At 71.4% G+C, this 23,954-nt stretch carries 24 protein-coding genes; 8 read left to right on the plus strand and 16 right to left on the minus strand.

Annotated features, from left to right (window positions below; genetic code table 11):
• Positions 1-56 precede the first annotated feature (56 nt).
• The 3 genes from BLT97_RS03425 to BLT97_RS03435 form a co-directional block, all read right to left on the minus strand.
• Positions 57-1,217 (minus strand): acyl-CoA dehydrogenase family protein, encoded by a 1,161-nt coding sequence (locus tag BLT97_RS03425; protein WP_425442638.1) that lies wholly within the window; start codon positions 1,215-1,217, stop codon positions 57-59.
• A complete protein-coding gene (locus BLT97_RS03430; protein WP_093607113.1) occupies positions 1,214-2,446 on the minus strand; it encodes a CaiB/BaiF CoA transferase family protein in 1,233 nt (410 codons plus the stop codon). The genes BLT97_RS03425 and BLT97_RS03430 overlap by 4 nt, the downstream gene beginning before the upstream one ends.
• Before the next feature lie 203 nt (positions 2,447-2,649).
• The gene (locus tag BLT97_RS03435) at positions 2,650-3,054 is read right to left on the minus strand and encodes an MmcQ/YjbR family DNA-binding protein (protein WP_093607114.1); all 405 of its coding nucleotides are present in this window, start codon (positions 3,052-3,054) and stop codon (positions 2,650-2,652) included.
• 100 nt (positions 3,055-3,154) lie between these two features.
• Here BLT97_RS03435 and BLT97_RS03440 point away from each other — a divergent pair, with 100 nt between their 5' ends.
• Together BLT97_RS03440 and BLT97_RS03445 are read left to right on the plus strand one after the other, a co-directional pair.
• A complete protein-coding gene (locus BLT97_RS03440) occupies positions 3,155-4,339 on the plus strand; it encodes a saccharopine dehydrogenase family protein (protein WP_093607115.1) in 1,185 nt (394 codons plus the stop codon).
• Positions 4,340-4,386: 47 nt separating this feature from the next.
• A complete protein-coding gene (locus tag BLT97_RS03445; protein ID WP_093607116.1) occupies positions 4,387-4,818 on the plus strand; it encodes a DUF4240 domain-containing protein in 432 nt (143 codons plus the stop codon).
• A 21-nt stretch (positions 4,819-4,839) separates the two neighbouring features.
• Here BLT97_RS03445 and BLT97_RS03450 read toward each other — a convergent pair whose 3' ends face one another.
• The 7 genes from BLT97_RS03450 to BLT97_RS03480 form a co-directional block, all read right to left on the minus strand.
• Positions 4,840-5,616, minus strand: coding sequence for a GNAT family N-acetyltransferase (locus BLT97_RS03450; RefSeq protein ID WP_093607117.1), 777 nt, complete (start codon positions 5,614-5,616; stop codon positions 4,840-4,842).
• 60 nt (positions 5,617-5,676) lie between these two features.
• Complete coding sequence (locus tag BLT97_RS03455) at positions 5,677-6,429, minus strand: endonuclease V (protein WP_093607118.1); 753 nt, start codon at positions 6,427-6,429, stop codon at positions 5,677-5,679.
• A 51-nt stretch (positions 6,430-6,480) separates the two neighbouring features.
• The gene (locus BLT97_RS03460) at positions 6,481-7,872 is read right to left on the minus strand and encodes a cellulose binding domain-containing protein (protein ID WP_093607119.1); all 1,392 of its coding nucleotides are present in this window, start codon (positions 7,870-7,872) and stop codon (positions 6,481-6,483) included.
• A 76-nt stretch (positions 7,873-7,948) separates the two neighbouring features.
• Positions 7,949-9,352, minus strand: coding sequence for a beta-N-acetylhexosaminidase (locus BLT97_RS03465; protein ID WP_093607120.1), 1,404 nt, complete (start codon positions 9,350-9,352; stop codon positions 7,949-7,951).
• An 18-nt stretch (positions 9,353-9,370) separates the two neighbouring features.
• Positions 9,371-10,120 (minus strand): carbohydrate ABC transporter permease, encoded by a 750-nt coding sequence (locus BLT97_RS03470; RefSeq protein WP_093607747.1) that lies wholly within the window; start codon positions 10,118-10,120, stop codon positions 9,371-9,373.
• An 83-nt stretch (positions 10,121-10,203) separates the two neighbouring features.
• Positions 10,204-11,169 carry a carbohydrate ABC transporter permease gene (locus tag BLT97_RS03475; protein WP_093607121.1) on the minus strand — a complete coding sequence of 322 codons (966 nt, stop codon included), beginning with the start codon at positions 11,167-11,169 and terminating at the stop codon, positions 10,204-10,206.
• A 1-nt stretch (position 11,170) separates the two neighbouring features.
• Positions 11,171-12,442 carry a sugar ABC transporter substrate-binding protein gene (locus BLT97_RS03480; protein ID WP_093607122.1) on the minus strand — a complete coding sequence of 424 codons (1,272 nt, stop codon included), beginning with the start codon at positions 12,440-12,442 and terminating at the stop codon, positions 11,171-11,173.
• A gap of 194 nt (positions 12,443-12,636) precedes the next feature.
• Between BLT97_RS03480 and BLT97_RS03485 the strand changes: the two genes are divergently transcribed.
• On the plus strand, positions 12,637-13,461 hold the full coding sequence (locus BLT97_RS03485; RefSeq protein ID WP_093607123.1) for a GntR family transcriptional regulator: 825 nt from the start codon (positions 12,637-12,639) through the stop codon (positions 13,459-13,461).
• Between the two features lie 28 nt (positions 13,462-13,489).
• Here BLT97_RS03485 and BLT97_RS03490 read toward each other — a convergent pair whose 3' ends face one another.
• From BLT97_RS03490 to BLT97_RS03500, 3 genes are all read right to left on the minus strand, one after another.
• On the minus strand, positions 13,490-14,380 hold the full coding sequence (locus BLT97_RS03490) for an inositol monophosphatase family protein (RefSeq protein ID WP_093607124.1): 891 nt from the start codon (positions 14,378-14,380) through the stop codon (positions 13,490-13,492).
• Positions 14,381-14,451: 71 nt separating this feature from the next.
• A complete protein-coding gene (pucL, locus tag BLT97_RS03495; protein ID WP_093607125.1) occupies positions 14,452-15,372 on the minus strand; it encodes a factor-independent urate hydroxylase in 921 nt (306 codons plus the stop codon).
• A 291-nt stretch (positions 15,373-15,663) separates the two neighbouring features.
• On the minus strand, positions 15,664-16,803 hold the full coding sequence (locus BLT97_RS03500; protein WP_176953625.1) for a beta propeller repeat protein: 1,140 nt from the start codon (positions 16,801-16,803) through the stop codon (positions 15,664-15,666).
• Positions 16,804-17,135: 332 nt separating this feature from the next.
• Between BLT97_RS03500 and ssgD the strand changes: the two genes are divergently transcribed.
• The gene (gene ssgD, locus BLT97_RS03505) at positions 17,136-17,552 is read left to right on the plus strand and encodes a spore wall synthesis regulator SsgD (RefSeq protein ID WP_093607127.1); all 417 of its coding nucleotides are present in this window, start codon (positions 17,136-17,138) and stop codon (positions 17,550-17,552) included.
• A gap of 102 nt (positions 17,553-17,654) precedes the next feature.
• On the opposite strand, the gene BLT97_RS03510 is transcribed toward ssgD, so the two are convergent.
• Complete coding sequence (locus BLT97_RS03510) at positions 17,655-18,482, minus strand: isocitrate lyase/PEP mutase family protein (RefSeq protein WP_093607128.1); 828 nt, start codon at positions 18,480-18,482, stop codon at positions 17,655-17,657.
• A gap of 403 nt (positions 18,483-18,885) precedes the next feature.
• Here BLT97_RS03510 and BLT97_RS03515 point away from each other — a divergent pair, with 403 nt between their 5' ends.
• Both BLT97_RS03515 and BLT97_RS03520 read left to right on the plus strand, forming a co-directional pair.
• On the plus strand, positions 18,886-20,526 hold the full coding sequence (locus tag BLT97_RS03515) for an ABC-F family ATP-binding cassette domain-containing protein (RefSeq protein WP_093607129.1): 1,641 nt from the start codon (positions 18,886-18,888) through the stop codon (positions 20,524-20,526).
• A gap of 225 nt (positions 20,527-20,751) precedes the next feature.
• Entirely contained in the window at positions 20,752-21,729 is a 978-nt protein-coding gene (locus BLT97_RS03520) for an acyl-ACP desaturase (protein ID WP_093607130.1), read from the plus strand.
• 156 nt (positions 21,730-21,885) lie between these two features.
• Here BLT97_RS03520 and BLT97_RS03525 read toward each other — a convergent pair whose 3' ends face one another.
• Positions 21,886-22,122 (minus strand): WhiB family transcriptional regulator, encoded by a 237-nt coding sequence (locus tag BLT97_RS03525; protein WP_425442639.1) that lies wholly within the window; start codon positions 22,120-22,122, stop codon positions 21,886-21,888.
• 364 nt (positions 22,123-22,486) lie between these two features.
• Here BLT97_RS03525 and BLT97_RS03530 point away from each other — a divergent pair, with 364 nt between their 5' ends.
• Positions 22,487-23,020: a GNAT family N-acetyltransferase gene (locus tag BLT97_RS03530; RefSeq protein ID WP_093607132.1), complete on the plus strand. Its 534-nt coding sequence runs from the start codon at positions 22,487-22,489 to the stop codon at positions 23,018-23,020.
• Positions 23,021-23,162: 142 nt separating this feature from the next.
• Positions 23,163-23,426, plus strand: a complete 264-nt coding sequence (locus tag BLT97_RS03535) for a hypothetical protein (protein WP_093607133.1) — start codon at positions 23,163-23,165, stop codon at positions 23,424-23,426.
• Between the two features lie 30 nt (positions 23,427-23,456).
• On the opposite strand, the gene BLT97_RS03540 is transcribed toward BLT97_RS03535, so the two are convergent.
• Positions 23,457-23,900: a cupin domain-containing protein gene (locus BLT97_RS03540; protein WP_093607134.1), complete on the minus strand. Its 444-nt coding sequence runs from the start codon at positions 23,898-23,900 to the stop codon at positions 23,457-23,459.
• Positions 23,901-23,954 lie beyond the last annotated feature (54 nt).

The following is a 23,954-nucleotide window of genomic DNA, read 5'->3' on the forward strand; positions in this document are numbered from 1 at the left end:
GCCCTTTCGGGGGTGCGGGAGTGAGGGTGGGAGTTCCAGGGTCCGGGTCCTGAGCCCTACGGCAGCAGCGACCTGCCGATGATCTCCTTCATGATCTCGGTGGTGCCGCCGTAGATGGTCTGGATGCGGCCGTCGGTGAAGGCGCGCGCCACGCGGTACTCGGTCATGTAGCCGTAGCCGCCGTGCAGTTGGAGGCAGCGGTCGGCGACGCGCTTCTGGAGTTCGGTCGCCCACCACTTGGCCATGGAGGCGTGGACGTGGTCGAGCACCCCGTTCGCGTGGTCCTCGATGCAGCGGTCGAGGAACGTACGGGTGACGGCGCACTCGGTGGCCATCTCGGCGATCTCGAAGCGGATGTGCTGGAGCTTGGCGAGCTTGCGCCCGAAGGCCTCGCGCTCCTGCACGTACTCCATGGTGATCTGCAACAGGTACTCGGCGGCCGCGATGGCGGCGACCGCGATGCCCATGCGCTCCTGGGCGAGGTTGGTCATCAGGTGCAGGAAGGCGCCGTTGAGCTCACCGAGCAGGTTCTCCTTGGGGACCTTCACGTCCCGGAAGAACAACTCGGCGGTGTCCTGGGCCTTCTGGCCGATCTTGTCGAGGTTGCGGCCGCGCTCGAAGCCCTCCATGCCGCGCTCGACCACGAGCAGCGAGAGGCCCTTGGCGCCGCCCTCGGGGGTGGTCCGCGCGACGACGATCACCAGGTCGGCGAGGATGCCGTTGGAGATGAAGGTCTTCGAGCCGTTGAGCACCCAGTGGTCGCCCTGGTCCTCCGCGTGCGTCTTGATGCCCTGGAGGTCGGAGCCCGCGCCGGGTTCGGTCATGGCGATGGCCGTGACGATCTCGCCGGTGCAGAAGCCGGGCAGCCAGCGCCGCTTCTGCTCCTCGGTGGCGAGGGAGGTCAGATACGGGCCGATGATGTCGTTGTGCAGGCCGACCGCGAGGCCGGAGGCGCCGGCCCGCGTGAACTCCTCGGCGAGCACGGCCGAGAAGCGGAAGTCGGTGTTGCCGCCGCCCCCGTACTCCTCCGGCACCGCGAGCCCGAGGAGGCCCTGCTTGCCGGCCGCGCGCCAGGCGTCGCGCGAGACGATGCCGTCCTTCTCCCACTGGTCGTGGTGCGGGATCACCTCGCGCTCCAGGAAGGTGCGCACGGTGGTGCGGAAGGCCTCGTGCTCCTCGCCGTAGAGCCTGCGCTCCAGGCCGGAAGGGGTGGTCATGCCTGCTCCGTTTCGCCGCGGTCGTCTTCGCTGCTGTCGTGGGGCGCGCTGCCGGGGTCGTCCTCGGTGCCGCCGGGCGGCCCGGCCGCGTCCGCTCCGAGGCCCGGCACGTCCCAGTCCCGGGCCACGTCCGCCGTGTGCGCCCCGGGCAGCGCCGGTCCGGTGCGTACCGTCCCGGGGGTGGCCGAGAAGCGCGGTGCGGGCGCGGGCTGGGTGAGGCCCGCGTGCTCCACGAAGGTGCCGCGCTCCTTGAGATGCGGGTGCTCCGGGGCCTCGCGCAGGGACAGGACCGGGGCCACGCAGGCGTCCGAGTCCTGGAAGACGGCGGTCCATTCGTCCCGGGTACGGGTCTTGAACTGTGCCGCGATCGCCTCGCGCAGCTCGCCCCAGCGCGCCAGGTCCTTGCGGGCGGGAGCCTTCTCGGCGATGCCGAGCAGCTGGACGAACTCCTCGTAGAACTGCTGCTCAAGGGCGCCCACGGCCATGTGGCCGCCGTCCGCCGTCTCGTACGTGCCGTAGAACGGGCAGCCGCCGTCGAGCAGGTTGGCTCCGCGCCGGTCCTGCCAGCCGCCGGCCGCCATCATGCCGTGGATCATCGCGGACAGATGCGCGGTGCCGTCCACGATGGCGGCGTCCACCACCTGGCCCTGGCCGGTGGCGCGGGCGTGCTGCAGTGCGGCCAGCACGCCGACGACGAGGTAGAGCGAGCCGCCCGCGTAGTCGCCGACGAGGTTGGCGGGGATGGTGGGCGGCTCGTCGGGCTTGCCGATCATGCCGAGGGCGCCGGTGACGGCAATGTACGAGACGTCGTGTCCGGCGCGCCGGGCGAGCGGGCCCTCCTGGCCCCAGCCGGTCATCCGGCCGTACACCAGGCGGGGGTTGCGGGCGTGGCAGGCCTCGGGGCCGACGCCGAGACGCTCGGCGACGCCGGGCCGGTAGCCCTCGATGAGGATGTCGGCGCGCTCGACGAGGTCGAGGACGCGGGCCGCGCCCGTCGCGGATTTGAGGTCGACGACCACGGAGCGCTTGTTGCGGTTGGTGATGTCGAATTCGGCCTTGATGGCGAGCCCCGCGCCGTTCGGCCGGTCGACGCGGACGACGTCGGCGCCGAGGTCGGCGAGGAGCATCGCGGCGAAGGGGCCCGGGCCGATGCCGGCGAGCTCGACCACGCGCACACCGGCGAGCGGTCCGCCCCCGTGCACGCCTGCTGTACCTGCCGTCCCTGCCATCGAACCCCCTGCTTCCGCTGGTGAGTTGTCGCGGGGATGCGGCCCGCTCCGACTGTGACACAACCGCTGTAACATCAGTGATGTTAGGAACGGGGCGCAGCGAAGACAAGGGTTTCCGAGCAAGCGCTTATTTTTGTACGGGGGCGGGCCGGGCACCACTGTCACGGCGGGCCGGATCCGCGCTGCCGCCATTCGCTCGCCCTCTACCGGGCGTCGAGCTCCGCGACCAGCTTCTTCGTGGCGACGGCCCGGTAGCTCTCCTCCACCCAGTCGCACAGCAGGTCGGCGGCCGGGGCGCCCTTGCCCTCCAGCGGGATGCGGACCCAGCCGGCCTTGCCCAGGCCGTAGCCCGCGGGCTCCGCGCCCGGTGAGGTGAGGGCGTGCGCGTGCGCCTCCGGGTCCTTGAGCTTGACCGTGATGCCGAGCGGCCAGGAGCCGTCGGTCACGCCCATGAACACGAACACCTTCTTGTTGACCTTCGCGACGGTGTCGCCCCAGGGGAAGTCCTCCACCGCGCCGGGCAGCGCGAGGGCGAAGGCCCGGACCTTCTCCCACGTGGTGAGGGCGGCTTTCGCGGGCGGGCGTGCTGCGGACTCGGCCCCGGCCATGGTGTCCTCCTGTCCTGGCCGGGCCCCTTGCACCGGCCTGCACGGTGCACGCTAGCCTCGCCCACTGACAACGGCGCGGGGGCAGGCTGAAGGGTGAGCCATGAGTGAGCGGGACCGGCGCGACCACGACATCGTGCTGTACGGGGCGACCGGCTTCGTCGGCACGCTGACCGCCGAGTATCTGGCCCGCCACGCGCCCGACGGGCTGCGCTGGGCGATCGCCGGGCGCAGCGCGGACAAGCTGGAGCGGCTGCGCGAGCACCTCACGGGTGTCGACCCGCGGGCGGCGAAGGTCGCGGTGATCGCGGTGGACTCCGCGGACGGCGCGGGACTGCGCCGGCTCGCCTCCTCCGCACGGGTGGTGGCGACGACCGTCGGCCCGTACGTGGAGTACGGGCACGAACTGGTCGCGGCCTGCGCCGATCTCGGCACGGACTATCTGGACCTGTCCGGGGAACCGGAGTTCGTCGACGTCACCTACGTACGCCATGACGCCCGCGCCCGCGAGACGGGTGCCCGGCTGATCCACGCGTGCGGGTTCGACTCGGTCCCGCACGACCTCGGCGTCTACTACACGGTCAAGCAGCTTCCTCGGGACGTGCCGCTGCGCATCGACGGATTCGTGCGCGCCTCGGCCATGTTCTCCGGCGGCACGTTCGCCTCCGCGCTCGGGCAGTTCGCGCGCGGCCGGCAGATGGCCGCGGCGGCCCAGGACCGGCGCCGCCACCAGCCGCGCCTGGTCGGCCGGCGCGCGTACGCCCCGGTCGCGGCCCCGCGCTTCGCCCCCGAAGTCGGCGCCTGGGCGCTGCCGTTGCCGACGATCGACGCCCAGGTGGTGCAGCGCTCGGCCCGCGCGCTCGACCGCTACGGCCCGGACTTCCGCTACCGCCACTACGCGGCCGTCAAGACCCTGCCGTTCGCGATCGGCGGCGTCACGGCGATGGGCTCGCTCCTCGCCGCCGCCCAAGTCCCGCCCCTGCGCCGCTGGTTGTCCTCCCGGGTCGCCCCGGGCGAGGGCCCGGACGAGCAGCGCCGCGCCCGCAGCTGGTTCTCGGTCCGCTTCGTCGGCGAGGGCGGCGGCCGCCGCGTCTACACGGAGGTCTCCGGCGGAGACCCCGGCTACGGCGAAACCGCAAAGATCTTCGCCGAGTCGGCCCTCGCATTGGTCCACGACGACCTCCCCGCAACAGCCGGCCAGGTCACCCCGGTGACCGCCATGGGCGACGCCCTCCTGAAGCGCCTTCAGCGGGCGGGGATCGTGTTCAGGGTGGCGGCGGTGCGCTGAGGTTTCCGGCGTACGGGGCTGTCGGACCCGTACGCCATGCTCGGGCCATGAACGAGAACTCCTTCTGGCAGCTCATCGAGGCGTGCGGGCCTGCCCGCCCCGATCCCGAGGGTGATGAGCTCGCCGATGCCCTGGCGTCCCGGCTGATGAGCGGCCCGGTCGCGGCGGTGATCGGTTTCGCCGAGCAACTGGCCTGGGCGCTCTACCGGTTGGACCGCAGGGAGTACGGCGCAGACCTCTCCGGCGACGCGTTCCTGTACTCCCGGGCCGCCGTCGTCGCGGCGGGGCGGGCCGAGTTCGAGAGCGTGCTCGGAGACCCGGCGCTGTTCAGGCCGTATCGCGACGGGCTTGTCTGGGCCGAGGCGCTCCTCTACGTCCCCGACCGCGCGTACGGACACCTCACCGGTGAACCATGGGACCGCCGTACCCGGTACAGCTGCGAGTCGTACTCCAACTCCGCGGGGTGGGCGCGCGCATGACGGGCGCGACCACGCCACACGTCACGGCTTCCAGATGTACGGCGTCGTCACGCTCAGTTGCGTGAAGCCCAGGCGTTCCAGGATCGGGCGGCTCGTCGGGAGGGCGTCGACCTGGAGGTAGTGGACTCCGCGGGCGGCGGCCAGGGCGGCTCGGTGGGCGACCAGGGCGCGGTAGAGGCCGCGGCCTCGGTACTCGGCGACCGTGCCGCCGCCCCACAGGCCCGCGAAGTCCTTGCCGGGGGCGAACTCGACGCGGGCGGCGCTGACCGGGCGGTCGCCGGCCAGGGCGAGGGTCATCACGAAGGTGTCCGGGTCGTGGGCGAGACGGTCGAGGAGCTGTCCGTGCAGGCGGGACGCATCGGTGCCGAAGGCCTGCTCGTGGACCTCGGCGGCGAGCGCGAAACCCGCCTCGTCCGTGGCGTCCACGAGGCGCAGGCCGTCCGGGAGCGCGACCGGCTCGGCCTGGCCCGCCACCTCGGCGATCATCAGGCTCTCCGGTTCGTCCGCCACGAAACCGGCGCGCGTGAGCCGCTCGCCGAGATCGGCCGGGCGGTCGTGGCGGTACGTCTTCCACTCGAACTCGACGCCCAGCGCCCCGAAGTGCCGTACCTGGGCGGCGATTTCCGCGTCCGCCGTGGACTCGTCCAGATCGGAGAAGACCACGCCGTTCCAGTCCCCCGCTCCCCCGCTCTGCCGCACCACCGTCCCGGTGCGCTCGACGCGGACGCCGGGGTGGTCGGGTGCCACCTCGCGGCGCATCTGGCGGTCGAAGAGGCGCAGTACTTCGTGATGATCCATGGGCGCATTGCAGCACCCCGGGTGGACGCCCACAAACGCTTTTCGAGACGCGGCGGAACGCTAGGAGGACGAGGACGCCTCGGCGAGTGCCCGGCGGCACAACGCGTCCGCGCGCCGCGTCGTCTCCGGCAGGCGGTAGCGCGGAGCGAGGTGGAGGGCGTGCGCGCAGGCGCGGTCCAGGGAGACGCGGTGGCCGACCGAGACGAAGACCGGCTTGACGCCGTCCCGGGTGCGTACGGCCCGTCCGACCTCCTCGGTCCCGTCCACGAGGGCGGCCACCGCTCCGCGCGCGGCGCCCGGCTCCTCGTACGAGAAGGTGAAGGGGTTCTTCGCGATGCCGAGGGCGGGCAGTCCGGTGAGGACGCCGAGGTGGGCCGCGAGGCCGAAGCGGCGGGGGTGGGCCAGGCCGTAGCCGTCGCAGACCACCAGGCCGGGCGGTGACTTCAGGGCGCCCAACGCCGCGAGTACGGCGGGGAGTTCACGGAAGGCCAGGAGGCCGGGGACGTACGGGAAGGAGATCCGGCCGAGTGCGGTGGCGCGCTCGACGACCTCCAGGGTGCGCGCGTCGAGGACGACCGCGGCCGCCGCCACGAGGTCGCGCTCGTCGTCGTAGGCCACGTCCACGCCGGTGACCAGGCCCTCGCCGGGCACCGGACCGTCCTCGTCGAGCACGACCTGCGGACGCAGCCGGTCCTGCACCGCGCGGGCCTCGGCCTCGGTGGTGGGCCAGCCGGCGGGCACGGGAGCGGGGACGGCTGCGGGAACGGTGTCGGTGGCGGCGTCGGTGGCGGCGTCGGTGGCGGCGTGATCCATGGTGCGGTCGAGGGTACGCGAGGGGCGCGCACCCCCGACCGGCCAGGGGCGTCAGCTCACGTTGTCCGTGTGCGTCACGCCGTCCGTGCGGTACTTCGCCACCTGGGCCTTGACCTGGTCCGGGGTCAGGATCTGGTCCTTGGCGTAGTACACGTAGTCGACCTTCTCGTCGTACGCGCGCGGGGTGCTGGAGGCGACGAGGCCGCCGGAGATGATCCAGTTGTTGAGGTTGATGGACATGGCGGTCTCGGGCAGGTAGGGCTCGTTGTGCGTACCGAAGAGCTGCCCGTCGACGTAGTACTTGATGGAGGTGTTGTCGACGGTGATCACCAGGTCGTGCCAGCCGGCGTAGCTCTGGCGGACCTCGGTGTGGGTGTTCACGGCCTGCCACGGCTCGGGGTTGTACGTCTCCCAGGACGTGGCGTACAGGATGTTGGCCGGTTCGCCCCAGCCGCCGTTCGGCAGGTACTCGAAGTCGAGCTCGCCGTAGTCCGGGTCCATGGGGGCATCGAGCGGGGTGATGGTGAAGAACGTCTGCACCATGTGGTCCCCGTCCGGGCCCGAGTTGGGGGTGTCGCTGAAGTACACCCGGGACGCGTAGGTGCCCTTGGTGAACTTGCGCTGGTGGTACAGCTCGGTCTGCCGGGTGCCCGCCGCGGTGCCGTCGGTGCTGGTGCGCAGCGTCATGATGCTGTTGCCCGACTCCTGGGCGAAGGTGACCTGTTCGGGGGCCCAGGTCGCGCCGGGCACACCGGGTCCGCCCTGGCCGGACTTGACGGTCCAGCCGCGCTGGGCGATCCGCGGGTCGTTGTGCGCGGTGTAGTTGAGGTCGTCGAAGAGCGCGGGCTTCGTCGGGTCGGGGCCGCCCGGACCACCGGGGTCACCGGGCCCGCCCGGGTCTCCGGGGTCGTTGCCCTCGGGCGCGGTGCCCCACAGGAGCGTGCCCCCGCGCTGGACGGTCACCTTGGACCAGTCCGCGTACGAGGTCTGCGCGGCGCCGAAGGAGTAGTCGTCCTGCTGGTTCAGCGACTGCCAGTCGGCCCGGTGGAAGCGCAGTTGCATGTCGCCGGTGTTCGCGCCGGGCGCGAGCGAGCCGGCACCGGAGGTGAAGCCGATCTCCAGGTAGCGGTCGGCGGTCGCGGTGGGCTTGGCGAGGGTGCCGAAGGTGCCGGTGATGTTGGCGCAGCCCTTCACCGCCCAGGAGCAGGCGAAGCGGTACTGGGCGGCGGCCGAGTCGGCCTTGAAGTAGTAGCGGACGGTCAGGCCGCTCAACTGCACCGTGTCCGAGCCCTTGTTGGTGAGCTTCAGCCACGGCTCGGCCTGGTCGCTGCCGGTGGAGCCCGTGTGGTACTGGGCGCTGACGGACTCCGAGGCGGCGGCCGCGCTGGGTGCGGTGAGCGCACCCGCCGCAGCCACAGTGAGAGCGGCCGCGACGGCCGTCATCCGTAGTCTTCCGTGCACGAGGTGTTCCTCCTCATGGTGGGGGTGGTGTGCGGCCGACGGGGGGTCGGCGGCCGCGTCAGCGCGCCGTGAGGCGGCGCCGGAAATCCGGGAGGTCGCGCGGGCCTTCGCTCCAGGCGACCTCGGCGAGTGCGGCGAGCCGCGGGAAGAGCAGGTAGTCGATGGCGTCCGGGGTGGCCGCGTACTCCGTCCAGACCTGGGCCTGGGTGCCGAGGACGCGCGCGGACTCCTCGGGCGACCAGTCGGGCGGCGCGGGCTCGGCCGCGTACACGTCCTCGAGGGTCACGGTCGCGCCCGGCTGGCCTGCCGGTTCGTGCGGGGCGTCGGACTGGGGGTAGTTGAGGTACGTGTCCAGGTGCGGGGTCATCACGACCCGGTGGCCGCGCCGTGCGGCGCCGAGTCCGTGGCCGGCGTCGCGCCAGGGCATCACCACGAACTCCGGCGGCAGCGCGGTCGCGTCGGGCTCGGCCCAGCACACCGGCGTACGCCCGAGGTCAAGGAGGTGGGATCCGGCGCGGCTGAGGAACCAGGCGTTGAGCTCCTTCGGCGAGATCCCGGCCTCGGCGGCGACGGCGACCGCGCGCGGGCTCTCCTCCCATTCGACGGTCGGGCATTCGTCGCCGCCGAGATGGATGTACGGGCTGTCGAAGACCTCGACGACCTCGTCCAGGACGTCCCGTACGAAGGCGAACACCTCGTCGTGCACCCCGAGGACGTTCTCGCAGATGCCCCAGCGGTCCCAGACGTCGAGCCGGCGCTCGGGGCGGTTGCCGAGGTGCGGGTAGGCGGCGAGGGCGGCGCGGGCGTGGCCGGGCATCTCGATCTCCGGCACGACGCGCACCCCGCGCGCAGCGGCGTAGTGCACCAACTCCCGCAGTTCCGCCTTGGTGTAGTGCCCGCCGTGCGGGGTGCCGTCACCGGCCGTCCGGGCCCGCACCGAGCCGATCTCGGTGAGCAGCGGGTAGGCGTCGACGGGCATCCGCCAGCCCTGATCGTCCGTCAGGTGCAGGTGGAGGACGTTGAGTTTGAACGCGGCGATCCGGTCGACCACGTCGCGTACGTACGCCATCGGCAGGAAGTGGCGGGCCACGTCGAGCATCAGACCGCGCCAGGCGAAGCGCGGGCTGTCGCTGATCTGGGTGCAGGGCAGCCGGCCCCCGCGCTCCAGGAGTGCGGAGATGGTGTGGGCGCCGTTGAGCAGGCCGGCCCGGGTGCGGGCCCGCAGCAGGACGGCGTCACGGCCGACCGTGAGTCCGTACCCCTCCTCGCCGAGTCCGCTGAGCGCCGGGTCGATCGCGAGCACGAACGCGCTGTCCGCCGAGGCCCGCAGCGGCAGTCCGGTGCGGAGGCGCAGCAGCTCCGCGGCGGGCTCCGCGCCGGGTGCCAGGTGCAGGGTGGTGGCCGTGTCGAGGAGGAAGTGCCCGGTCTGGCGGACGGCTTGGCGGGGGCGGGGGATCAGCATGCGGTAGCTCCCATGGGGTCAGCCCTTCACGGAACCCGAGACGAAGCCGGTGGTGACCCGGCGTTGCAGGACGAGGAAGAGGATCAGGACCGGCAGCGCGAAGAGCGTGGAGGCGGCCATGGTGGCGCCCCAGTCGGTGCCGAAGGTGTTGGAGAAGGAGGAGAGCCAGACGGGCAGGGTGCGGTCGTCCTGGTTCTTGACGATGAGCATGTTGGCGAAGGCGAACTCGTTCCAGGCGGTGATGAATCCGAAGAGCGAGGTCGCGAGCAGACCGGGGGCGAGCAGCGGGAAGGTGACGCGCCGGAAGGCCGAGAGCCGGGTGCAGCCGTCGACTTGGGCCGCCTCCTCCAACTCCACAGGGACGGCGGCGAGGAATCCGCGCAGGGTGATGATGGTGAACGGCAGCGTGATGATGAAGTAGAGCAGCGTCAGCATCGCGAGCCGGTCGAGCAGGCCGGTGTCGCGGGCGATGATGTAGACCGGGATGAGCATGGCCTCCCAGGGCGCCATCTGCGCGATGAACACCATGAGGACGAAGCCCCGCTTGCCGCGGAACCGCAGCCGGGCCACGGCGAAGGCCGAGCCGAGGGCGATGACCAGCGCGAGCAGCACGGCGGTGGCGGTCACGAGCAGGCTGTTGCGCCAGAACGTGGCGAAGCCGTCCGCCGCCACGGCCGTACGGAAGTGCTCGAGCGTGAGCCGGGTCGGCACGAACACCGGGGTGTCCGCGTTGATGTCCCCCGCCGGCTTGAACGCGGTGGAGGCCATCCAGTAGACGGGGAAGATCGTGACGACGAAGACGGCGACGGCGGCGAGGTTGAGCGGCAGCCGCCGCACGAGGGAACGGAGGTTCACAACTCGCCCTCCTGCCGGAACAGTTGGCGCAGATAGACGAAGAGGATCACGCCAAGCAGGAGCACGGTGATCGTGGACGATGCGGCCTGGAGGTCGTAGTGGTGCAGTGAGATGGCGATCTGGTACGCATAGACCGGCAGCGTGGTCGTGGCGTCGTTGGGTCCGCCCTCGCTGACCACCCAGATCTGCGCGAAGCACTTGAACACCCAGATCACTTCGAGGCAGAGCACGAGGCCGAAGATGGGCCGCAGGATCGGCACGGTCAGCGAGCGGAACATCCGCCACTCCCCCGCGCCGTCGAGCCGGGCGGACTCGTAGATCTCGGCGGGCACGGTGGTGAGCGCCGAGTAGAGGGTGATCGCGGCGAACGGGACGGACTGCCAGACCACGAGGATCACCAGGATGGTGAAGGTGGCGGTGCCGTCCGCGAACCAGGAGTAGCCCTCGTACGAGTCGAACCCGAGCTGGACGAGCACCCAGTTGACCACGCCGAGCCGGGAGGCGAAGAGCCACTGGAAGACGGTGGTCGCCGCGAGGATCGGCGTGGCCCAGGCCAGGGCCAGGGCGCTCATCACCAGGACGCGCAGGGTGCGGCCCAGGCGTTGGAGCATCAGGGCGACGAGGGTGGCGAGGCCCACGATCAGGACGACGTTGACCACCGTCCAGACCAGGGTGCGTACCACCACGTCCCAGAACTCGCCGCCGCCGAGCAGCTCGCGGTAGTTGTCCAGGCCGACGAACTCGGCGCCGCCGCGGATGAGTTCGCCCATCCCGAAGCTCTGGAAGGACAGCTGGAGGTTGCGAAGGAGCGGGTAGAGCAGCAGGAAGGCCACGCCGAGCACGGTCGGCGCGATGAGGAGGTACGGCCACAGGACCGCGGACCTGCGGCGGCCGGGGGCAGCCGGCCGCCGCAGCTCCTGCCCCGGGTCGCGCGTCTCGCGCGGGGCGGTGTGCAGGGCCATCTCAGCCGCCGAGCGCCTTGCTGACGGCCTCGGTGGCGTCGGCTCCGGCCTTCTTCGGGTCGGCGCCGGTCAGCACCTGCGTCATGAACTCCTTGATCGGGTTGTTGGCCTCGACGGCGGCCCACTCCGGGGAGTTGGGGGTCGCGCGGCCGTTGGTCGCGCCGGTGGCCATGGCGGAGGCGCCCGGGTCGGAGGCGAGGACGCTCGCCAGGGACTTCTTGTTCGGCACGTAGCTCATCGCCGTGGCCAGCTTCTTCTGGGCGTCGTCGCCGGCGAGCGCCTTGATGAAGGCGTACGCCTCGTCCGGGTTGCCGGAGGCCTCGGGGATGATCAGGTCGGAGCCGCCGGTGAACACGGCACCGGGCTTGTCGGCGGTCTTGCCGGGGATCGGGAAGAAGCCGAGCTTGCCCTTGAGTTCGGGGTTCGCCTCCTCGATCAGCTTGGCCCCGCCCGGCACGGCGATGACCTGGGCGACGTCGCCCTTGGCGACCACCTCGACCTGCGGCGGCTCGGCCTCGTCGGAGTCCTTCGGGCCCTTGCCGAGGCTCTGGAGCTCCTTGTAGAACTCCATGCCGGCCAGCGCCTCGGGGGTGTCGAGCGCACCCTTCCAGGTGTCGCCCTCCTTGACGGCGAGGTCGCCGCCCTCGTCCCAGATGAAGCCGGCGAGGGTGTACCAGTTCTGGCCGGGCAGGTAAATGCCCTGCTGCTTGCCGGTGTTGAGCTTCCTTGTGGCGGCCAGCCACTCCTCGCGCGTGGTGGGCGGCTGCTTGATCCCGGCCTTCTCGTAGAGGTCGGTGCGGTAGATGACGACTCGGTTCGCCGCGTAGTACGGGATGCCGTACTGCTTGCCGTCGACCTTGCCCGGTTCGGCGAGGCCCGGGATCCAGTCGCTGCCGCCGAGCTGGGAGACCTTGTCGCTGAGGTCCTTCACGCCGCCGCTCGCCGCGTACTGGGCGACCTGGGTGTTGCCGACCTCGATCACGTCGGGGGCGTCGTTGGAGGCGAGGGCCGCGGTGATCTTCTGTCCGATCCCGTTCCACTCCTGGATCTGGATCTTGACGTCGATCTTCGGGTGCTGCTTCTCGAAGTCCTTCTCGAACTGTGTCTGGAACTCCTCGGACACGCTGTCGCGCATGAGCCAGACGTCGAGCGTGGTCCGCCCTCCGTCGCCCTTGCCGTCGCCGCTGCCCTTGTCGTCACTGCCACCGCATGCGCTGAGCGAGGCGGCCACCGCGAGTGCGGCGGCGCCTGCGAAGAAACGTACTATCTTCATGACCCACCCCGGCAAGATGACCAATTGGAAAGGTGACCAGTTGCTGATGGAGCAAGGTGGCATGGACCAATGAGGGCGTCAAGAGGTCTGTACCCGTGGGAAATTGGGCACACCGCGACGGCAAGCACTTACCACTCGGACCGATTGCCACCCGACCACCCAAACCAACTGGTCAGCTCTGGTAAGGTCCCCGCATGGACGGTGAATCCTCAGGAGTGCTGAAACGGGACCGCGTACGGGAGTTCCTGCTCGAACTGGTCGAGTCGCGGCACCCGGGCGACGCGATCCCCTCCGAGCGCACCCTGTGCAGCCGGCTCGGCGTCTCCCGGCCGACCCTGCGCGCCGCGGTGGACGAACTGGTGGCCACGGGCGTGCTCGTACGCGAACACGGCCGCGGCATGTTCGTGGCGCCGGAGAAGATCACGCAGGAGATGGTCTCGGACGATCACGCGCTCGCCCTGCCACAGGCCTCCGGCACCTGGTCCAGCCGGCTCCTGGAGTTCACCACGATGCCGGCGGGCGCCCGGGTGGGCCGCCGGCTGCGCATCTCCCCGGCCGCCGAGATCATGTACGTGGCGCGGCTGCGCATCGTCGACGAGGCGCCCATGGCCCTCGAATACCTGCACATCCCGGCCGAGTTGGTGCCGGGTCTGAGCGCCGAGGAGCTGGAGGGCGGCGATCTCTACGAGCATCTGCGCACCCAGCACGGGGTGCAGGTGCGCGACGCGGTCCAGTCGATCGAGCCGACGGTCACCAGCGAGGCCGAGTCCCGACTGCTCGACGTACCCGTGCTCTCCCCCGCCCTGCTCTTCGAGCGCCTGACCACGGACACGACGGGCCGGCACGTGGAGTACGTGCACTCCGTCTACCGGGGCGACCGCTACCGCATCGTCTCGCGCCTCACGCTCGGCGCCTCGGCCACCACCGCGGCCCACCACCCGGGCATGCCGCCGGACGGCCTGGGCTTCGGGGCGGCGGTGCGCTCGATGACGCGGGGGGATGTGCACGGGGTGGACTAGTCCCGTGCACCCGGCGCTGAAGGCTGGTTCAGGAGCCCGAAGTGGTGATCATCGACATCAGCGCCCGGTGGGTGTCCTCGTCCGCCGCCGCCACAAGTCCCTTGCCGCCGCGGCCGATCGGCAGCCCGTCCACTCCCGTGACCACGCACCCGGCGGCCCGGCACAGGGCGATCCCGGCGGCGAAGTGCACGCTCCCGGACAGGTCTCCGCCGTCCGTCACGTAGGCGGCGCGCTTCCCGGCCGCGACCCAGGCCAGGGCCAGTGAGGTCGAGAGGACGCGCGGGCGGAAGCGCGCCACGAAAGCGGGGTGGGCCAGCAGGTCGACCGCGCGGAAGGCGGGGGCGCTCGGGAAGGGCGGGTCCAGGTTGACGTCCACCAGGTGCGTGGCGGGCGTCGGGACGAGCGGGGTGACGGCGCTCCCTGTCGGGACAAGCGGAGTGTCGGCGTCCCCTGTCGTGGCGAGTGGAGTGTCGGCGTTGCCCGTCGGGACGAGCGGCGCTTCCCCGTCCCCGGTCCGGCACCACGCACGCCTGCCGTCCGTCGCGTACACCTCGCCCGTGAACGGGTCCGCCACCGCCGCCGCGCCCTCGCGCAGCGCCACGTTGACTCCCACGGCCAGGGTGCCGGAGGCGTAGTTGAGCGTGCCGCACAGCGGGTCCACCAGCCATTCGCGGCCGGAGCCCGCGGCGCCCTGGCGGCCGGTCTCCTCGCCGACGATGGCGTCCCCGGGGCGAGCCGTCCGCAGCAGGTCGAGGATCGCGCGCTCCGCCGCGAGGTCGGCGGCGGTGGCGAAGTCGCCCGCGCCCTTGTCGGTCCGGTCGAGGTCCTGGCCGTACATGCGCCGCACCACGTCGGCACCGGCACGGGCGGCGGCCACGGCCACCTCGGCGTCGTCGTGGTCCGCTGTCCAGTCGATCATGCCGTGCAGCGTAACGGGGCCCTCGCGATCCGCCCCCCGGCGGACCCCAAGAGCCCCGTGTCCGCGTGGAGTTACGCGACGATCCAGTCGCTGGTGGCGATCACGGGCTCGACGCCGTCGCGGTGGATGGTGCCCTCGATCAGGCCGTACATCCGGTCGGCCGCGAAGTACACCTCGTTGTCGTTCTTCAGCCCGAAGGGCTCCAGGTCGACGAGGAAGTGGTGCTTGTTGGGCAGGTTGAGCCGGACCTCGTTGACCTTCGGGCAGTGGTCGAGGACGCGCTCGGCCATCTGCGTCAGGGTCTGCTGAAGCGAGTAGCTGTACGTCTCGGCGAAGGCGTCCAGCATGTGCGTGCGCACCTTGGCGTACGAGCGGTCCCAGTCGAACTCCTCGTCCGCAGCGGCGGCCGCCGAGTAGGCCCAGCGCGAGGTGACCTTGGTGGCCAGGATGCGGTCGTACGCCTCCTGGAGGGTCGTGTACTTGTCCTTGATGTAGCCGTGGAACTCCGAGTTGGTCGAGTTCATCACGGTCAGGTCCTTCAGACCGGAGATCACCTGGAGCTTGCCGGTGTTCTCGCTGAAGGTGATCTGCGAGGTGCGCACCTCCTGGCCCTTGCGGACGAAGGAGTGCTGCTCCTTGCGCGTGGGGACCGGGATCCGCTCCCAGGAGTACTCCTCGATACGGATCTGCGCCTCGTGGATCGGCGCCTGCGAGGTCACGAAGTGCTTGGCGAGCAGGATGCCGAAGGCCTCCGGCGAGGAGATGCCGTGCTCCTTGGCGAAGGCGTAGACGGTGTTCTTCGTGGTGTCCGTCGGCAGGCAGTTGGCGTTGTCGCCGGTGAGGTGGACATCGCGGAACTCGCCGCGCAGCGCGACCGAGACGTTCAGGTCGCGGATCTCGTGCCAGGAGCCGTCGCTGCCCTTGCGGGTGACATGGACGATGCGGTTCTCGGCCTTGCCGTACTGGTTCTGCGCGAGTACGTGCTTGCTCATGTGGCTGACCCTTCGGGTACGTGGATACGTCGATCCCGTACGCCCGGCGTCCAGCGTCTGATCACGGCAGACGCTCCCCGCCGTCCGGCCCGCGCGCTGCCTGCGTCGGCGCGCTGCGGACCGCCCCGGGCCTGACGTGCATCCCGGTCCGTCGGTGCCTACGGATTCGAACACGGCCCGTGCGCCGCCCGCAGGTAGTCGATCACCCAAGATCAGGACGGTGATCTTGTGCGGTCCGACATGGCGCGTGCCTGCCGGACCGCACTCCAACCCCCGCCCCGCGCCCGGGTCTTACGGCTCCAGGCGGGCGATCCGGCCCTTCTCGCCGGAGGCCCAGCACCCGAAGTCCTGGGCGCAGTCCACGGTGTCGAAGGAACCCTGGTCGAAGGCCCGCCACGTACGGCCGCCGTCGAAGGTGACATCGGTGCCCGTCGGGCCGACCGCGAGCGCCACGGACTTCGTGTGCGGGAGCCAGGTCACGCCCGAGCGGTACGCGGGCACCGGCTCCGCCGAGGTCTGCCACGTACGGCCGCCGTCGCGGCTGACCGCCGAGGCCTTGGGCGAGGCCTGGTCGGCCCGGTAGTCGCCGCCCACCGCGATGCCCTGCGCACGGGAGCGGAAGGCCAGGGCGAACACGCCCTTGGCCGGGTCGCCCGCGGGGATCGGGGTCTCGGCGGCCGTCCAGGTCAGGCCGCGGTCCGAGGAGTGCAGCACGCGCGCCGTGGCACCGCCGCCCGTCGCGAGCCACACGTCGGAGCGTCCGTGGCTGACCAGGCACTGCCCGCTCGCCGCGAACCCGGCCTCGCCGGGCTGCGCCGGCGGCATGCCCGCGCTGGGCAGCACCTTCCAGTTGCGGCCGCCGTCGCGCGTGGACAGGATCCGGTACTTGCCGTCCACGGGGTCGCTCATCGCGAGCCCGTTCTTCGTGTCGAAGAAGGTGAGGCAGTCGTAGAAGGCCCGGGGCTCGTCGTTGCGGAAAGCCTCGGTCCAGGTCGCTCCGCCGTCCTCGGTGCGGAACACCCGCGAGGCCTCGCCCTCACCGATGGCCAGGACCACGGCCCGCTTGCGGTCGAAGGCCTCGATGTCGCGGAACTCGAGCTCGCCCGCGCCGGGCGGCGACACGTCCGCCCAGCTCGCGCCGCCGTCGGTGGTGCGCAGGACGGTCCCCTTGGATCCGGCCACCCACGCGGTGCTGCGGCTGACGGCGGCGAGCCCGCGGAAGCGCACCTCGGCCCCGCTCGGCTTGAGGTCCCAGCGCAGACTCTTCGTGTACGCGGACACGTCACCGGTGCCGTCCGCGCGCGCTCCCGGTGCCGCACCGCCGTCCGCGGCCGCCGGAGCCGGACCGCTCAGCACAGCGGCCACCGCCGCGACTGCGGCACCTGCCGCCACTCGACGCCGTGTACGCCTCGACTTCCCCAAAGCTGTCATGCGCGGCGAAGCTAGCCGACGCGCCCCGGGGCGTCCAGAGGGCGCGGTGGCCTCAACCGCCCCCGGCGGCATCCGTGTTGGGGCCCGGGCGCGCGGCTCCGACCTGCGGCGTCAACGCGGCGCTGTCCCCCGCGCGGCGGTCGCGGCCCGGTGCGGGCACCCCTAGCGTGGCGCGCAGCCGGACCGCGCGATGCGGCACGCGCCCCGATGTGGGTACCCCTGGCGTGGCGCGCGGTGACACACGTCACGGCCCGCCGCGTGCACGGATCGAGGGATTCCGCCGTCTATTCCAGTGCAGGCCCATCCAGCCAGCCGTCGTAAGGGAGCAAGGGTTGACCACCGTCATCGAACAGGACGTCGAGGCCCGACTCGTCGCGGCCGCACCGCGGATGCCCACCATCCCCGCGACGCTGGCCTATGACCGCAGCGACCCCTTCGCCGTGCGCATGACCTTCCCGGCGCCCGCCACCCTCGAAGGCGTGGAGGTCTCCTGGACCTTCGCCCGCGAGCTGCTCACCGCGGGCGTGGAGGAGCCGTCCGGAGACGGTGACGTGCGGGTGCGCCCGTACGGCTACGACCGGACCGTGCTCGAGTTCCACGCCCCCGAGGGCACGGCCATCGTGCATGTCCGCACGGGCGAGCTGCGCCGCTTCCTCAAGCGGTCCACGGCCCTGGTGCCGGCCGGCCGCGAGCACCTGCACCTGGACGTGGACCAGAACCTGGCGGAGCTCCTTGGCGGAGCCTGCTGAGGCGGACCGCCCCAGCCCGGAGGTACGTCCGGTCCGCCGCGACGGAACAACTCGTCGAGCTCGGCTCGGCCGAAGAGCCGTGGAGCCCGTCGAACCGCCGCCTCAGCCGAACAGCTCGTTCAGCTCGCCGTACTCGATCGCGCCCGCCATGTGCGTGTAGCCGCCCGTGGTGAGCACCTCCTTCGCGGCCCGGCGCACCAGGCCGTGCACGGCCTCCGCGATCCGGCCGCCGACGCTCACCCGCGCGACCCCGGCCCCCGCGAACTCGCCCACCTCGGGCGCACCGGGCCCGGCAAGGACGTTCAGCGGCGCGTCGATCCCGTCGACCAGCTCCTTGACCAGCCCGAGGTCCACGACGCCGGGCACGAAGATCCCGTCGGCGCCCGCCTCCCGGTAGACCGCGGCCCTGCGCAGGGTCTCCGCGAGCCGCCCGCTCTCCTCGCCCGCCTGCCGCAGATACGTGTCGGTGCGCGCGTTGAGGAACAGCGGCACTCCGGCCTCGTCCGCGGCGGCCCGCGCGGCCGCGATCCGCTCGGCCATCTCCTCGGCCGGGCGCAGTCCGCCGTCCACCGAGTCCTCGAGGTTGACGCCGACCGCTCCCGCTCCGAATACGGCCCGTACGGTGGCGGCCACGTCCTCGGGGCGCTCGCCGTAGCCGCGCTCGATGTCGGCCGTGACCGGCAGCTCGACCGCCGCGGTGATCCTGCTGACTGCCTCGACCGCGCGCTCGCGCTCCAAATGGTCCCCGTCGGCGGCGCCCAGCTCCCAGGACACCCCGGAGCTGGTGGTCGCCAGGGCGGCGGCTCCGGCGTCCTGGACGATGCGGGCGGAGGGGATGTCCCAGACGTTGGCGAGGACGAGCGGACGTCCGGGGGTGTGCAGGGCGTGCAGGGCACGGGCCTTGGCGATGAGAGCGGCGGTGTTCGTCATGCCCCCACTCAATCAAGCACCGGGCGGGGGACGCTGGCGAATTTCCGACATCGAGGCGCCGGTCCCTGCCCCCCGGTCACCAGAAAGATCGGTTGACAGTCCGAGCAGCGCCGTCTTACGGTGTAAGGGCTTCTGTTGCCGCCGATTGGAGAAGGACGTTGCTCGTCTGAGGTCCTGAGACACCGCGCCTGATGCAGTGCCTGTGCACTGTGCGCGTCGTGTGCGACCTCGGCATGTGAGCCGTCCTCCTTGCGGAACAGGGCTTCTTTGTTGCCCCGGGACCTCCCTGAAGCCTTTCCTTCACGGACCGTCCCGCCGCCCCAGGACCTGTCTCCTGCGAGCTGTCGCCCGCGGTGTCTCGTACGTCGCCCGCCACCCACCGCGACCTCGAGAGGCAGCCCGTATGTCTACCTTCCCCACCTCCGTATCCGCCACCGCGCTCGACTTCACCTGGCCCGACGGGACCGAGGTCTTCGACGACCTCCAACTGGCCGTCGGCCCCGGCCGCACCGGCCTCATCGGCGTCAACGGGTCGGGAAAATCAACCCTGTTGAAACTGATCGCCGGTGAGCTCACCCCCACCGACGGCTCCCTCAGGATCGCCGGCGAGGTCGGCTACCTGCCGCAGAACGTCACGCTCGACACCGCACTCAGAGTCGACGAGGCGCTCGGGATCGCCGCGACCCGCGCCGCGCTGCACGCCATCGAGGCGGGCGACGCGAGCGAGGAGAACTTCACGGCGGTCGGCGACGACTGGGACGTCGAGGAGCGCGCCGTCGCGATGCTCGACCAGCTCGGCCTCGGCCACATCGGCCTCGACCGCACCATCGGCGAGGTCTCCGGCGGCGAGTCCGTGCTGCTCAGGCTGGCGGCGCTGCTGCTGCGCCGCCCCGACGTGCTGCTGCTCGACGAGCCGACGAACAACCTCGACCTGTTCGCGCGGCGCCGGCTGTACGCCGCCGTCGCGGCCTGGTCCGGAGTCATGATCGTGGTCAGCCACGACCGTGAACTCCTCGACCTGGTCGACCAGATCGCCGATCTGCGCTCCGGCGAGGTCGTCTGGTACGGCGGCAACTTCACGGCGTACGAGGAGGCGCTCGCCATCGAACAGGAGGCGGCCGAGCGGATGGTGCGCGTCGCCGAGGGAGACCTCAAGAAGCAGAAGCGCGAACTGTCCGACGCCCACGTCAAGTTGGCCAAGCGCGTGCGCTACGGCAACAAGATGTACGCACAGAAGCGCGAGCCGAAGATCATCATGAACGCCCGCAAGCGCGAGGCCCAGGTCTCCGCGGGCAAGCACCGCATCATGCACGAGGAGAAGCTGAAGGAGGCGAAGGAACGTCTGGACGAGGCGATCGAGGCCGTACGCGACGACGAGGAGATCCGGGTCGACCTGCCGTACACGGCGGTGCCGCCGGGCCGTCAGGTCCTGACCCTGCGGAACCTCGAACTCGCCTACGGGGCGCGCGTGAAGGGCGAGTTCGACCTGCGCGGGCCCGAGCGGATCGCGCTGATCGGGCGCAACGGTGCGGGCAAGACCACGCTGCTGCGCACGGTCACGGGTGAACTGCGGCCCGTCGGGGGCGAGGTGGAGACGCATGTGCCGCTGCGCTTCCTGCCGCAGCGCCTCGACGTGCTCGACGGCGCCCTGACGGTGGCGGAGAACGTGGCGAAGGCCGCGCCCGACGCCACCAACAACCGGGTGCGGGCGCGCCTGGCCCGCTTCCTGTTCAAGGGCGCGCGGGCCGATCAGCTCGCGTCGACCCTGTCGGGCGGCGAGCGGTTCCGCGCGGCGCTCGCCGCGCTGATGCTCGCCGAGCCGGCGCCGCAGCTGCTGATGCTGGACGAGCCGACGAACAACCTCGACATGGCCAGCGTCCGTCAGCTCACCGACGCGCTGGACGCGTACGAGGGAGCGCTGATCGTGGCCAGCCACGATCTGCCGTTCCTGGAGTCGATCGGGATCACCCGGTGGCTGCTGCTCGACGGTGAGCTGCGCGACACCAGCCTGGAGGAGGTGCGGGAGCTGATGGCACTGAACTGAGGCGCCGGACGCCCCGGAAATCGAGGCATGACGCGGGCGTGAGTGCGGTCGCGGGACGGCCGCACTCACGCTGCGCGTTGGGGACAAAACGGACTGCGCGGGGCCCTGATCAGGGATCTCCTTTACGCGATGCTTAACCTACGGTTTCGTAACCTACGAACCCGTAGGTACTGCGCGACTTCGCGCTGCCCGCGTATCCCCCTGCCCCAGTCCCCAGGAGCACCCGTGACTCTTACCTCTCCCCACCTCGGCAGTCCGACCGGCTGGACCGACGCCCGGTTGCTGTACGCGCTGGAAGAGGTTGTCGAGAAGGAGCTCAACCGGCACCTCAAGGTCACCAAGGACTGGATGCCGCACGAGTACGTGCCGTGGTCCGACGGCCGCAACTTCCCCGGATTCTTCGAGGACGGCGAGGCCTGGGACCCCAGCCAGTCCAAGGTGACCGACATCGGAAAGACCGCTCTGGTGGTCAATCTGCTGACCGAGGACAACCTCCCGAGCTACCACCACGAGATCGCCACCCTCTTCGGCCGCGAGGGCGCCTGGGGCACCTGGGTGCACCGCTGGACCGCCGAGGAGGGCCGGCACGGCATCGTGATGCGGGACTACCTGCTCGCCTCGCGCGCGGTGGACCCGGACAAGCTCGAGCAGTTCCGTATGTCCCACATGTCGGAGGGCTTCGAGTCCGACAACCGGCACTCGATGCTGCACTCCATCGCGTACGTGGCCTTCCAGGAGCTGGCCACCCGCATCTCCCACCGCAACACCGGCCACCAGTCCGGTGACCCGGTCTGCGACCGGATGCTCGCCCGTATCGCCACGGACGAGAACCTGCACATGGTCTTCTACCGCAACCTGCTCAAGAACGCTTTCGAGCTCGCCCCGGATCTGACCATGCAGGCCGTCCGCGACGTGGTGGTCAACTTCCGCATGCCCGGCCACGGCATCCCCGGCTTCGAGCGCGCCGCCGCGCAGATGGCCATCGGCGAGATCTACAACATGCGCATTCACCACGACGACGTGCTCTCGCCCGTCCTGCGCTTCCTGAAGGTCCTGGAGATCCAGGGCCTGGGCCCGGAGGGCCTCAAGGCGCAGGAGGAGCTCGGCCTGTTCATGAACGGGCTGGACGCGGAGGCCGCGAAGTTCGACGAGAAGCTGGCCGCGCGCAAGGCGCGGCTCGCGGCGCGCGCGGCCGCCCAGTAGCCACCCCTCTGATCGGCGGGCCGCACCGGCCCGCCGATTCCGGCCGAACCGGCCCGTTCACGAAGCACCCCGGCGGTGCCACGTTGCCCCCATGGCGCAGACCCATGAGTGGATGTTCTCGGTCGAGTAGGCCTGAACCGCGGCCCGGGGCACCCGCTAGCGCCGGGAGCGCCTGAGGGCGAGCCGCTCTTTCTCGGAGAGGCCGCCCCAGACGCCGAAGCGCTCGTCGTGCCGGAGCGCGTGGTCGAGGCAGGCGGCGCGGCCGGGACAGGAGGCACAGATGCGCTTGGCCTCACTCACGGAACTCCCGGGTTCCGGAAAGAAGAACTCCGGCCCGGTCTGAGCGCACAGGGCGTCCTCGTGCCAGGCGGGTGTGGGGGTGGCTGCAGTCATGCGGGGCATGGGCAGAAGCCTGCCGCGTGGCGTGAAACGTTCGCTCAACGAGAGATCAACGTGGACGGGGGCTGCGGGCCTGCTGGGCTCGGGGTGCCGCGTGCCGGGCCGGTGGCGTGGTGCCGCGCGGCTGACCGGCGAGGTGCCGCGGGGCTGACCGGTTGCGCGGTGCCGCGTGCCGGGCCGGGTGCCGCCTGCCCGCCCGGTCCCGGAGTGCCGCGCGGCCGCCCGATCGCGGGGCGCCGCATGCCACGCCGGACCGGGGCGCCGACTGCCGGGCCAGAGGTGCCTGCCCGCACCTGCACGCGCCCGCCGCGACGCCGCGATTACCGGTGACACCGGCGGCTTCGGCAAGATGGGCGTCATGACCGAGATCCGCACGCCCCGCCTCCTCCTCCGCCGCTGGCTCGACAGCGACCTCGTACCGATGGCGGAGATCAACGCCGACCGGCGGGTCATGCGCTGGGTGGACGACGGCTCGGTGCGCAGCCTGGACGAGACCGCCGAGGACATCGAGCGGTGGGAGGAGGAGTGGGACGAGGAGGGCTTCGGCCTCTTCGCGGTCGAACTCCTCGCCTCGGGCGAACTGGCCGGCTTCACCGGCCTCACCCTGCCCGAGTACCTGCCGGAGGCACTGCCCCACCCGGCGATCGCCTGGCGGCTCGGCGCACCGTTCTGGGGCCAGGGCTACGCCTCCGAAGCCGCCCACGCCACGCTGGAGTTCGCGCTCCAGGACCGCGGCCTCGACCACGTCGTCGCCATCAGCAGGGTCGGCGACACGGCCTCGGCGAACGTGATCGGCAAGCTCGGCATGGTCCCCGAACGCGAGACGACCCATCCCGAGTACGACGTACCGCTGCAGATCCACGGCATCGATCTCACGGAGTACGCGGCATAAGTTCCGCGCCGGGTCCGGTTGGTCGCGGATCCGTGCCGCCCGTGTCACGCCACCGCTGCGGGCCCCGGTCCCGAGGAACCCGTAGCGCCGCCGACTGGTGTTCCCCTGCACAACCAGTCACCGTGCCGAAGGGGTACACACCATGGGCGGCAACCGCTACTTCACCTGGGACGGCTACTACCGGGGCCCTGGCGCCGGCATCGGCTTCCTGATCCTTCTCGGCTTCATCGTCTACGCGGCCACGCACCCCGGCACACTCGACAGCATCCTCGAGTCGCTCCGGGGACAGTTCGGCGACCTCACCGCACCAGAGGTCACGCCGCCCGCGGACCCGACAGGCACGCCGCCCACCGACCCGGGAGGCGCGCCGCCTCCGGCAGGACCGGATGCGGCACCGGCGCCCTGACCCTCGGGCCGCGAGGCGACCGGACACCGGTCAGGCCACCGCCTTCAGATGCCGCGGATCACGCGAGGTCCGCTCCGCGCGCGGCAGGCGGTCGACGGCCGGGCCGCGGGTGAGTACGGCGAGCAGCGTGGCCGGGCGGCTCGTGCGGTTGGCCAGCGTGAAGAGCTCGCCGCGCGGCACCATCACACACGCGGCCGGCCGCAGCGTGATCCGCCCACGGCCCGGACTCTCCACGTCGACCTCGCCGTCCACGCAGGTCAGGATCGCCTCGGAGCCCTCGTACGCATGCGCCTCGCGCTCCGCGCCGGGAAGCATCCGGATCCGCGCGACGGCCAGCTCCTCCAGCGGCGCGCCCCGGGGATCGAGGCGCGCGACGGACTCCTCGCCCGCCACGGGCCGGGGGTCGATACGGATCGGGTACATCTCGGGCTCCAGGTGCTCGGACCACGGGCCGGCCGCATGCGCCTGCCTCACGGACCGGGCTCGGACGGCCCGTACGGCATCCCCCGAAGACGACATCGTCGATTA

This window comes from Streptomyces indicus, from assembly GCF_900100315.1.
Taxonomy (GTDB): domain Bacteria; phylum Actinomycetota; class Actinomycetes; order Streptomycetales; family Streptomycetaceae; genus Streptomyces; species Streptomyces indicus.

Coding starts and splice junctions, on each gene's coding strand:
- BLT97_RS03425 (WP_425442638.1), bottom strand. CDS start 1,217: ATGACCACCCCTTCCGGCCTGGAGCGCAGGCTCTACGGCGAGGAGCAC.
- pucL (WP_093607125.1), bottom strand. CDS start 15,372: ATGAGCAAGCACGTACTCGCGCAGAACCAGTACGGCAAGGCCGAGAAC.
- BLT97_RS03455 (WP_093607118.1), bottom strand. CDS start 6,429: ATGGATCACGCCGCCACCGACGCCGCCACCGACGCCGCCACCGACACC.
- BLT97_RS03515 (WP_093607129.1), top strand. CDS start 18,886: ATGTCTACCTTCCCCACCTCCGTATCCGCCACCGCGCTCGACTTCACC.
- BLT97_RS03530 (WP_093607132.1), top strand. CDS start 22,487: ATGACCGAGATCCGCACGCCCCGCCTCCTCCTCCGCCGCTGGCTCGAC.
- BLT97_RS03430 (WP_093607113.1), bottom strand. CDS start 2,446: ATGGCAGGGACGGCAGGTACAGCAGGCGTGCACGGGGGCGGACCGCTC.
- BLT97_RS03485 (WP_093607123.1), top strand. CDS start 12,637: ATGGACGGTGAATCCTCAGGAGTGCTGAAACGGGACCGCGTACGGGAG.
- BLT97_RS03445 (WP_093607116.1), top strand. CDS start 4,387: ATGAACGAGAACTCCTTCTGGCAGCTCATCGAGGCGTGCGGGCCTGCC.
- BLT97_RS03435 (WP_093607114.1), bottom strand. CDS start 3,054: ATGGCCGGGGCCGAGTCCGCAGCACGCCCGCCCGCGAAAGCCGCCCTC.
- BLT97_RS03475 (WP_093607121.1), bottom strand. CDS start 11,169: ATGGCCCTGCACACCGCCCCGCGCGAGACGCGCGACCCGGGGCAGGAG.
- BLT97_RS03440 (WP_093607115.1), top strand. CDS start 3,155: ATGAGTGAGCGGGACCGGCGCGACCACGACATCGTGCTGTACGGGGCG.
- BLT97_RS03465 (WP_093607120.1), bottom strand. CDS start 9,352: ATGCTGATCCCCCGCCCCCGCCAAGCCGTCCGCCAGACCGGGCACTTC.
- BLT97_RS03535 (WP_093607133.1), top strand. CDS start 23,163: ATGGGCGGCAACCGCTACTTCACCTGGGACGGCTACTACCGGGGCCCT.
- BLT97_RS03480 (WP_093607122.1), bottom strand. CDS start 12,442: ATGAAGATAGTACGTTTCTTCGCAGGCGCCGCCGCACTCGCGGTGGCC.
- BLT97_RS03510 (WP_093607128.1), bottom strand. CDS start 18,482: ATGACGAACACCGCCGCTCTCATCGCCAAGGCCCGTGCCCTGCACGCC.
- BLT97_RS03500 (WP_176953625.1), bottom strand. CDS start 16,803: ATGACAGCTTTGGGGAAGTCGAGGCGTACACGGCGTCGAGTGGCGGCA.
- BLT97_RS03525 (WP_425442639.1), bottom strand. CDS start 22,122: ATGACTGCAGCCACCCCCACACCCGCCTGGCACGAGGACGCCCTGTGC.
- BLT97_RS03450 (WP_093607117.1), bottom strand. CDS start 5,616: ATGGATCATCACGAAGTACTGCGCCTCTTCGACCGCCAGATGCGCCGC.
- BLT97_RS03490 (WP_093607124.1), bottom strand. CDS start 14,380: ATGATCGACTGGACAGCGGACCACGACGACGCCGAGGTGGCCGTGGCC.
- BLT97_RS03470 (WP_093607747.1), bottom strand. CDS start 10,120: ATGGCCTCCACCGCGTTCAAGCCGGCGGGGGACATCAACGCGGACACC.
- BLT97_RS03460 (WP_093607119.1), bottom strand. CDS start 7,872: ATGACGGCCGTCGCGGCCGCTCTCACTGTGGCTGCGGCGGGTGCGCTC.